Source organism: Pantoea sp. SIMBA_079, assembly GCF_046940275.1.
In the GTDB taxonomy this organism is placed as follows: domain Bacteria; phylum Pseudomonadota; class Gammaproteobacteria; order Enterobacterales; family Enterobacteriaceae; genus Pantoea; species Pantoea borealis.
Map to the genome: position 1 here is coordinate 1 of NZ_JAWRYR010000332.1, position 271 is coordinate 271.

Consider the following 271-nt stretch of genomic DNA (forward strand, 5'->3'; position numbering starts at 1 on the left):
CTCGGTATCCTTCAGCAATGCCACCGCCAGGCGGATCGGCAGGTCGACCGCATCCGGGCTGTCGACTTTCTCGCCCAGTTGCAGTTGTTCCACTACTACCTTGTTCTCGGCCTTGAGTTGGCCGTTGGTGATCAAGTAGTGCAGGTCCAGATTCAGCCGGCCCTTGCGGATGCGGAATCCGGCGAACTTGCCGGAGTAGGGGGTCAACGTGGTCAGTTCGACGCGCTTGAAGCTGGTGGCAATGTCCAGACTGGCCAGCGGGTTGAACGGG

General features: G+C 60.5%; 1 protein-coding gene. It reads right to left on the bottom strand.

Features of this window, described 5'->3' with window-relative positions; genetic code table 11:
• Positions 1-271 (bottom strand): DUF748 domain-containing protein (locus SB719_RS20245; RefSeq protein ID WP_412159755.1); only part of this gene is annotated, 271 nt, incomplete at both ends.